This is a genomic window from Micromonospora sp. M51, assembly GCF_018070305.1.
GTDB classification, from domain to species: domain Bacteria; phylum Actinomycetota; class Actinomycetes; order Mycobacteriales; family Micromonosporaceae; genus Micromonospora; species Micromonospora parva.
On the sequence record NZ_JAGPXZ010000198.1, the window covers coordinates 1 to 8,632 of the forward strand.

8 protein-coding genes are annotated in these 8,632 nt (G+C 71.1%); all 8 read right to left on the minus strand.

Annotation, left to right across the window (positions count from 1 at the left end; genetic code table 11):
• Positions 1–309: Wzz/FepE/Etk N-terminal domain-containing protein (locus KBX53_RS13255; RefSeq protein ID WP_210859481.1), on the minus strand; the 309-nt coding region annotated here is incomplete at its 3' end.
• 24 nt (positions 310–333) lie between these two features.
• Positions 334–1,791: an O-antigen ligase gene (locus KBX53_RS37140; protein ID WP_210859483.1), complete on the minus strand. Its 1,458-nt coding sequence runs from the start codon at positions 1,789–1,791 to the stop codon at positions 334–336.
• 179 nt (positions 1,792–1,970) lie between these two features.
• Positions 1,971–3,287 carry a glycosyltransferase family 4 protein gene (locus KBX53_RS13265; RefSeq protein WP_156057993.1) on the minus strand — a complete coding sequence of 439 codons (1,317 nt, stop codon included), beginning with the start codon at positions 3,285–3,287 and terminating at the stop codon, positions 1,971–1,973.
• Positions 3,288–3,518: 231 nt separating this feature from the next.
• Positions 3,519–4,397 (minus strand): sulfite exporter TauE/SafE family protein, encoded by an 879-nt coding sequence (locus KBX53_RS13270; RefSeq protein ID WP_210859484.1) that lies wholly within the window; start codon positions 4,395–4,397, stop codon positions 3,519–3,521.
• The gene (locus KBX53_RS13275) at positions 4,394–4,993 is read right to left on the minus strand and encodes a rhodanese-like domain-containing protein (RefSeq protein ID WP_030337681.1); all 600 of its coding nucleotides are present in this window, start codon (positions 4,991–4,993) and stop codon (positions 4,394–4,396) included. The genes KBX53_RS13270 and KBX53_RS13275 overlap by 4 nt, the downstream gene beginning before the upstream one ends.
• Positions 4,994–5,085: 92 nt before the next feature.
• Positions 5,086–6,486 (minus strand): MBL fold metallo-hydrolase, encoded by a 1,401-nt coding sequence (locus KBX53_RS13280; protein ID WP_210859485.1) that lies wholly within the window; start codon positions 6,484–6,486, stop codon positions 5,086–5,088.
• A 194-nt stretch (positions 6,487–6,680) separates the two neighbouring features.
• Positions 6,681–6,950 (minus strand): metal-sensitive transcriptional regulator, encoded by a 270-nt coding sequence (locus KBX53_RS13285; RefSeq protein ID WP_210859486.1) that lies wholly within the window; start codon positions 6,948–6,950, stop codon positions 6,681–6,683.
• A gap of 141 nt (positions 6,951–7,091) precedes the next feature.
• Positions 7,092–8,632 (minus strand): catalase/peroxidase HPI (gene katG, locus KBX53_RS13290; RefSeq protein ID WP_210859492.1); only part of this gene is annotated, 1,541 nt, incomplete at its 5' end.

Genomic DNA, 8,632 nt, shown 5'->3' on the forward strand with positions numbered 1-8,632 from the left:
GCTGATGGCGAGCCCGTCGCGCAGCCGCTCCGGCGGCACCCCGGTGTCAGCGGCCACGTCGGCGAGGACCCGGGGTGAGGTGACCGCCGCGCCGAACGCCGCGACGAACTGGCTCGCCGCCTGCGTACCGGTGTACTGCGTCCCGGCCGTGCCACCCACCAGGGCCGGCGCCGCCACGTACGCGGTTCCGCTGAACTGCTGTGGCGCGAGCAGGACGATGGCGGCCGCGGCCCCGGTGGCGAGTACCGGCACCCCCACGAGTACCCAGAGGCGCCGCCGGGCGACCCGCAGGTAGTCGACGATCTCCACTTTTTCCCCAATGCTGTCGTTCAGTCAAACCGGGACGGACGTGCGTCGTGGCTGCTCGCCGGTCAGGTGCGGAGCCGGTTGGCGGGCGATCACACTGGCCGCCGCGGCGAACGCGACGAAGTACCAGAGGGTGACCACGTTGGATATCACGTTGGAGGCGGCGCTGACCGCCACGAAGGCGGCGGCGCAGCCGGTGAACCCGACCGCGACGCCACGCTCGAAGCTGCCCGGAGGGGCCCGCCGCAGCGCGGTCCGGGCGGTGTACAGAAAGGCGAACAGCATCAGCAGGTACGCCCCGAGACCCAGCAACCCGGTCTCCACGTACGCCCGCAGGAAGTCGTTGTGCGGCTTCTTCGCCTCGTCGGTCTCGCGCTGGGTCATGTTCGGTCCGATGCCGGTCACCGGGTTCCGGTCGGCCAGCGTGACGATCTCGGTCCAGTAGCTGATCCGCCACTGCAGGGTGTTTCCGGTCGGGTCGCCACCGACCGCGCGGGACACGCCGAGTTGGGCGAACCGTTCGCCGACGGCGGGCACCAGTGCCACCCCGGCGACCGCCACCATGCAGAGGGTGACCAGCATCCGCTTGCTGCGATGCAGCACCGCGACCACGATCAGGCCGATCGCCGCGCCGAGCAGGGCGCTTCGGGTGTTGGTGAGCAGCAGGAACAGCAGCGAGAGCGCGAGCAGCACGCCGAGGGACGCCCGCAGTCGACGGTCCAGGAAGCGGTACACGGCGAACCCGAAGATCACCATGAACATCAGGTACCGGCCGAACGTGGTCGACTGGCTGAACGTGCCGCTGATCCGGGTGAAGTCGCCCTTCACCTCGGCCGGCGGGTTGCCCAGCAGCGACAGGACGACGGTGTAGCCCAACGCCAGCACCAGTGAGGCGTAGCAGGCGAGCAGGACCCGACGGATCGCCGCAGTGTCCGGCATGAGCTGTTCCAGCACCACGAACATCACCACCACGGTGAGGATGCGCAGCGCCTCCAACAGGCTGTTCGCCGGTCGGCTGGCACCGAGGGCGCTGACCACGCTGCTGGCACCGACGAGCAGCATCGCCCAGCTCAGCGGGGAACCGCGCAGCCGCCCGTGCCGGCTGAGCTGTGCGGCCAGCCAGAGCCCGGCGGCGAGGAGGAACAGCACCGCGAGCAGTGTGGAGGGGTCCGCCGCCCGGGCCGTTCCGGCGGAGTTGGCCTGGCCGGCGCTCGGTCCGGTCAGCTTGAACAGGTCCACGCAGGAACGCACCGCGAGCATCAGCAGCACGTACCCGGCGAACCGGGTCAGCGCGAGCACGGCCACCGCGATCCCCGCTACCACCGCGAGTGGCAGCACCATGCCCCGACGGTCACCGGCCGCCATGGAGACACCGGCGATTACCGCCACGACCGCGGCGGCCAGCGCCGCGCCGCCGGTGAGGAGGCGGGTCGGGTCGAGCCGCCTGGTCATGAGCGGAGTGACCTGCTGCGTGTGTTGTTCCACTGATCCCACTGAACTGAATCGGCGCTGCCCGGCCGCTGCCGGGCGCGGCCAACCGATGTCCTCCCGGCACAAGATCGGTTCAATCTAGCCCTGTCCCCTCGACGGTAGAAGGGGCCGTTGCGCCGACTGTTGCGTCCTCCGCCGGGTTGACCCCCGCTCCCCCGGCGAACACCGCCCGGTCAGTCGGCGGCCGCCGCGCGTCGTGCCCTGCCCCGTCGTCCCGGCTCCGGTGCCAGGCGAAGGTAGAGCTGCTCCAACTCGCGGGCGGCGGTGTCCCAGCTGTACCTGCCGGTGACCCGCTCGCCCAGTGCCACGGCACCGGCCCGTTCGCCCGGCAGGTCGGCGAGCAGCGACGTCAGCGCCCGGAACAGGTCGTCCTCGTCGCCGTCGCGGAACAACCGCCCTCCGGCGGCGTCGGCGCTCAGCACCTCGACGTGCGGCGCGATGTCGCTCGCGACGATCGGCAGCCCGTACGCGGCAGCCTCCAGCAACGTCAACGGCAGCCCTTCCAGCCGGGACGGTTGGACGAATCCGGCCGCACCGGAGTACAGCTCGGCGAGCAGGTCGCCGTAGGCGAACCCGGTGAAGACGATCCGGTCGTCCGCCCCGGCTTCACGGCGCAGCCGGTCCACGAAGTCGTCGGTGAACGACGACCCGCCGACGATCGCCAGGCGCATCGGGGTCTCGGTGCGCCGGAAGGCCCGGATCAGCAGGTCGGCCGCCTTCTCCGGCACCAGCCGCCCGACCAGCAGCAGGTAGCCGCCGGGGGTCAGCCCGAACCGGTCCTGGATCTGCCGGGTCCGTGCCGTTCGGGCCGGGTTCACGCCGTTCGGGATGTAGGTCGTCGGGCTGCCGAACCGGGTGCTGTAGTGGGCGGCGAGCCCCTGGGAGACGGCCACCCGCTGGTGCGGGACGTACCCGCTGAACCAGTGGGCGCTGCCCAGCACCGCCCGGGCGGCGAGCCCCCACTTGCCCCGCTGGTTGTCCAGTCCGTGCACTGTCAGCACCACCCGCGCCCGGGACAGGGCGCGCGGGAGCGGGGCGACCAGGGCCGGCCCGAGCCCGTGGTAGTGCACGATGTCGGGCCGCGCGGTCATCGCCGCCATGGTCGAGGTCGCCGCGTGCACGATGGCGTCGAGGTGCTTGCTCGCGATCGTGTGGGTCTGGCGCAGCCGCACCCCCCGGTAGCCGTCGGCGGGTGTCTCGCCGTAGCTGCGGCGGCAGTAGACGGTGACCTCGTGCCCGTAGCCGGCGAGCCGGCTGGCCATCTCCTCCACGTGCCGTTCGATCCCGCCGTAGGTCGCCGGCATCCCCTTCTGGCCGATCATCGCGATCCGCAGCGGACGCCAGCTCGCGCCCGCTGCGGCGCTGTCCCGTCCGGCGGCCCACGCGTCGAGCGCCTGCCGCGCCGCGACACCCTCGCCCCGCTGGCGGGGAATCGCAGAATGTCCGGTGCCCTGGTCCACATTGTCGGTCTGCAGGTCGGGGTGGGCCACGATGACTCCCTGCGTGACTAGGTGCGCGCCCGCGCCCGGGCAGATCAACACCTTGCCATGAACGGGCCCGTCCGCCAGCCGATCATCCAGACAAAAAATCATCGGTGGGATTCGTGGCTCGTGACATGCCATCCGGATGACATCTACGCGGACGGCTGTCAAACCAGGTCGACCAGCGGATGAACAGCCGCAACGGCTTGCGTCCCACCGCGCGCGCCAGGCGGCCGGGTGTCAGTGGCGGGGCGACGATCCGCTCGGTTCGGACGCTCTCCTGGTGTGCAGGACGGTCAGCGTCACGGTGATCGCGGCGGCGACGCCGACGCCGGCCCAGAGCAGCGGCCTGGTCCGCAGGTCGTCGGGCAGTTGCTGACCGAGGACGAAGACGCCCATCACCACCACGAACCAGCCGAACGCCTTGCGCAGGATGTCCGCCGGGATCCGCTCGGTGAGTCGTCCACCTGCCAGGCTGCCGGCGACGGCAGCGACGGTGACCGCTGCCGCGGGGCCCCAGTTGATGTCCACTCCGGCCAGATAGCCGGCCAGGCCGGCGAACGACTTCATGGCGATGACCACCAGCGAGGTGCCGACCGCTACCGGCATCGGCAGGCCACCGAGCAGCGCCAGGGCGGGCACCACCAGGAAGCCGCCGCCCGCGCCGACCAGGCCGGTCACCAGGCCGACCACCACACCGTCGAGGATCACCCGTGGCACCGGCAGCTCGTGTGGCACCACGGTGCCGGCGGCCTCGCGTCGGCCACGGATCATCGCCACCGCGGTGGCCAGCATCATCACCGCGAACCCGGTGAGCAGGATTCCGGCGGGGATGAGCCCGGCCAGGCGACCACCGGCGTAGGCGCCGGTCATGCCGGCGAGACCGAAGATCAGGCCGGTGCGCCAGCGCACCCGGTGGGCGCGGACGTGCGGGATGACGCCCACCAGGCAGGTGGCGCCGACGACGAGCAGCGACGTCGCGATGGCCTCCTTCGCGGGCAGATCGGCGACGTAGACCAGCAGCGGTACGGCGAGGATCGAGCCGCCCCCGCCCAACAGCCCGAGGCTGACCCCGATCAGCACGGCCAGCCCGACGGTCAGCGCCACTGTGGCGGTCATGCCCGCTCCACGGGGCTCCCACGCAGCTGGCCCATGACGGTGTCGAGGTCGCGGCTGGCACCCCGGTTGTAGGGCAGCTTGCCGAGCAACATCCCCATGGCGCAGGTGTTGGTGACGGCAGCGACGGTCAAGCCGGCGCCGATGGCCCCGGCCACCCACTTGAGCTGCGGCACGAACACCGAGGCGAGAATGCTGACCAGCACGATCGAGCCGGCCACCAGGCGGACCTGACGTTCGAGGTCCCAGCGGGGCACGCCCCGCGTGACCGGCGCGTCGGCCGCCTGCCAGGACATGATGCCGCCGTCCAGCACCGTCAGGTTGGGCAGGCCGACCCCCGCCAGGGCCTGCTGGGCCTGGCGGGCGCGGGCACCGGAGCGGCAGACCAGAACGACGTCCTCGTCCAGCTGGTCGCGCAACTCCCGGCGGTGCTCCTTGAGCAGGTCGAGCGGCACGTTGTAGGAGCCGGGGATGTGCGCCGTCTCGAACTCCGCCGGGGTACGCACGTCCAGCACCCGGGGCGCATGACCGGATTCGATCAGTTCGCGAAGGCCGGTGGCGTCGAGCGTGGCAGGGCGCGCGGTCTCGGAAGTACTCACTTACTCCGCTTTCTTGGATGGGGTGTCAGCTGTCACGGCAGGGGAAGCCGGCCGGCGGCGGTGGCGTCGGCCGGTGGTGCGGACTGTTCCGGTCAGGCAGCGGTGACCAGGTCCAGGCCGGCGGTCCGGGCGTGCCCGAACGCGTCGTCGACCACGACCACCTCGCGGCCGGCGTTCGTCAGGAGAGAGGCGGCGACGGTGGCCCGGTAGCCCGAGCCGCAGTGCACCCAGACGGTGCCCGTCGGGACGTCGGCCAGCCGCCGGGGCAGGTCGGGCAGCGGGATGTGCGCGGCGCCGTCAATGTGGCCGGCCCGCCACTCGTTGGTCATCCGCACGTCGAGGATCACGTCCGCGCCGGGCAGACCGGCCGGGATCTGGCCCTTCCGCGCCGCCGCGAGGGCCCCGAAGTCCGCCATCCGCAGCTCGCGCAGCTGACCGGGGTCAGTCGCCCAGCGCGTGGCGTCGCCGGTGGCCTGCGCGGCGGGACGGTCGATACCGATGCGGACCAGTTCACGTTGGGCGTCGGCGACCTGCTGCGGTGTCTCGGCGAGCAGGGTGATCGGCACCCCCCACTCGATCAGCCAACCGAGCCAGGTGGCCATCGGACCGTCCAGACCGAGACTGACAGTGCCGGCCAGGTGCGAGGCGGCGTACGCCTTGCGGTGGCGCAGGTCCACCACCCACTCCCCTGCTGTCATCCGCTCGCGTAGTTCGGCGGCGTCGGCGCGGGTCACCGGCGTGAGGTCGACCGGGGCCGGGCCGGCGGCGTTGGCCACCCCCATGTGGGCGTAGTACGCCGGGTAGGCGTCGAGGCCGGCGAGGGTCTCGGTGACGAAGTCGTCAGCGGCCAGGCGCAGGACGGGGATCTTCTCCTTCTCCCGGCCGATGGTCGACTCTGGAGCGTCGGCCTGACTGGCCGAACAGAAGCTGCCGAACCCGTGCGTGGGCCACACCTGCGCACCCTCGGGCAGCAGATCCGCCAGCCGTTTCGCCGAGGCGTGCTGCTGCTGGGCCAACTCGTGGGCGTGCTGCTGGCCCAGCAGGTCGGTACGGCCCGTCGTGCCGAACAGCAGCGACCCGCCGGTGAAGACGCCGGTTGCCTCCCAGCCGCCGTCGGTGGCCACGTCCAGGACGTACGACAGGTGGTGGAAGGTGTGGCCCGGCGTGCCGATCACCCGCAGGCGCAGGGAGTCGGAGACGCTCACCTGGTCGCCGTCGGCGACCGACGTCCGCGCGAAGCCGACCTCGTCGGCCCCTGCCACCAGGTAGTGCGCGCCGGTGATCCGCGCGAGTTCCAGCCCGCCGGAAACGTAGTCGTTGTGCAGGTGCGTCTCCAGGACGTGGGTGATCCGCACGCCCTTCTCCCCCGCCAGGTACATGATCCGGTCGATGTCGCGCTGGGGGTCGACCACGATCGCGACCTGCCCGTCCGAGGCCAGGTAGCTGCGATCGCCGAGGGCGGACGTGGCGACGACGGAAACCTCAACTGACATGTCCTGCGCTCCTTTCCGGATACCCCGGGGGGTATGTGGACGACACACTGCTGCCTGGTTCTTCACCCACGCTGTTACCCGCCCCACACCATTGCCAGTCGGCGCGGCGGACCCTCGGGCACGATGAGCCCGCCGCGCCACACCTCGACGGGACGGTCCGGGCCCGCCCCCGAGAGGGCGGACCCGGGAACGCCTCAGGCGAGAGCCAGGAAGAGCTTCTCGAGCTCCTCCTCGGTCATCTCCGGCTCCTCGCCACGGTCACGCGCGGCCCCACAGTGCCGCATGCCCGACGCGATGATCTTGAAACCCGCGCGGTCGATCGCCTTCGACACCGCCGCCAGCTGGGTCAGCGTCTCGCGGCAATCCTGACCGTTTTCCATCATCTCGATAACCGCGTTGAGCTGCCCACGCGCCCGCTTGAGCCGGGTCAGCGCATCCGAGGTCATCTCCGGTCGAAGCTTCATCGGCACCTCCTGGAGGCAACCATACCCCCGGGGGTACCCACCCTGCCAACAGTAGCCGAGAAAACGGCCATATCGGGTGTCATATGCCGAAAGAGCCCCGGCCGATCACAGCGGATCGGCCGGGGCTCTCGGTGCTACCTGTCAGGCGAGATCGAACCGGTCCAGCTCCATGACCTTGGTCCAGGCGGTCACGAAGTCGGCCACGAACTTGTCGCGGGCGTCCTGGCTGGCGTAGACCTCGGCGAGGGCGCGCAGCTGCGAGTTGGACCCGAAGATGAGGTCGACCGCGGTGGCGGTCCACTTCAGCTCGTCGGTGGCCAGGTCGCGGATCTCGTACACGTGCTCCTCGGACTTCGACGCGCTCCACCGGGTGCCCGGCGAGAGCAGGTTGGCGAAGAAGTCGTTGGTGAGCACGCCCGGCCGGTCGGTGAGCACACCGTGCCGGCTGCCGCCGACGTTGGCGCCGAGGGAACGCAGACCGCCGATGAGGACGGTCATCTCCGGCGCGGTGAGGTTGAGCATGTAGGCGCGGTCGACGAGCAGCACCTCCGGCTGGGTCTTCTCGCCGGCACGCAGGTAGTTGCGGAACCCGTCGGCACGCGGCTCCATGACCTTGAAGGACTCGACGTCGGTCTGCTCCTGGGTCGCGTCGGTGCGGCCCGGCCGGAACGGCACAGTCACCTCGACGCCGGCGTCCCGCGCCGCCTTCTCCACAGCGGCCGAACCGGCCAGCACGATCAGGTCGGCGAGCGAGATCTTCGCCCCGCCGGCCGCGTTGAACTCCTGCTGGATGCCCTCAAGGGCGGTCAGGACGGTCGCCAGCTGCTCGGGCTGGTTGACCTCCCAGTTGCGCTGCGGCTCCAGGCGGATGCGCGCCCCGTTGGCGCCGCCGCGCTTGTCCGTGTAGCGGAAGCTCGCGGCGGAGGCCCAGGCGGTGGAGACCAACTGGTCGATCGTGAGCCCGGACTCCAGAACCTTCGCCTTGAGCGCGGCGATGTCGGCGTCACCCACCAGCTCGTGGTCGACGGCCGGCACCGGGTCCTGCCACAGCTGCGGCTCGGCCACCCACGGCCCGAGGAAGCGCTCGATCGGGCCCATGTCGCGGTGCAGCAGCTTGTACCACGCCTTGGCGAAGGCCAGCGCGAACTCGTCGGGGTTCTCCAGGAAACGGCGGGAGATCTTCTCGTACGCCGGGTCGACGCGCAGCGACAGGTCGGTCGTGAGCATCGTCGGCTTGTACTTCTTCGCCGGGTCGAACGGGTCCGGGATGATCGCCTCGGCGTCCTTGGCGACCCACTGCTTCGCGCCACCGGGGCTGGTGGTCAGCTCCCACTCGTAGCCGAAGAGGATCTCGAAGAAGCGGTTGCTCCACTGCGTCGGCACGTCGGTCCACGTCACCTCGAGACCACTGGTGATCGTGTCGCCGCCCTTGCCGCTGCCGTGGGTGCTCAGCCAGCCCAGGCCCTGCGCCTCCAGCGGGGCGCCCTCGGGCTCCGGGCCCACGTGGTTGTCGGCGACGCCGGCGCCGTGGGTCTTGCCGAAGGTGTGACCACCGGCGATGAGGGCGACGGTCTCCTCGTCGTTCATCGCCATCCGGCGGAAGGTCTCGCGGATGAAGTGCGCCGCCGCGGCCGGGGCGGCGTTACCGCGCGGGCCCTCCGGGTTGACGTAGATGAGGCCCA

Excerpts from the sequence above, each read along its gene's own strand:
- KBX53_RS13280 (WP_210859485.1), bottom strand. The coding sequence starts at position 6,486 with ATGTCAGTTGAGGTTTCCGTCGTCGCCACGTCCGCCCTCGGCGATCGC.
- KBX53_RS13285 (WP_210859486.1), bottom strand. The coding sequence starts at position 6,950 with ATGAAGCTTCGACCGGAGATGACCTCGGATGCGCTGACCCGGCTCAAG.
- KBX53_RS13270 (WP_210859484.1), bottom strand. The coding sequence starts at position 4,397 with ATGACCGCCACAGTGGCGCTGACCGTCGGGCTGGCCGTGCTGATCGGG.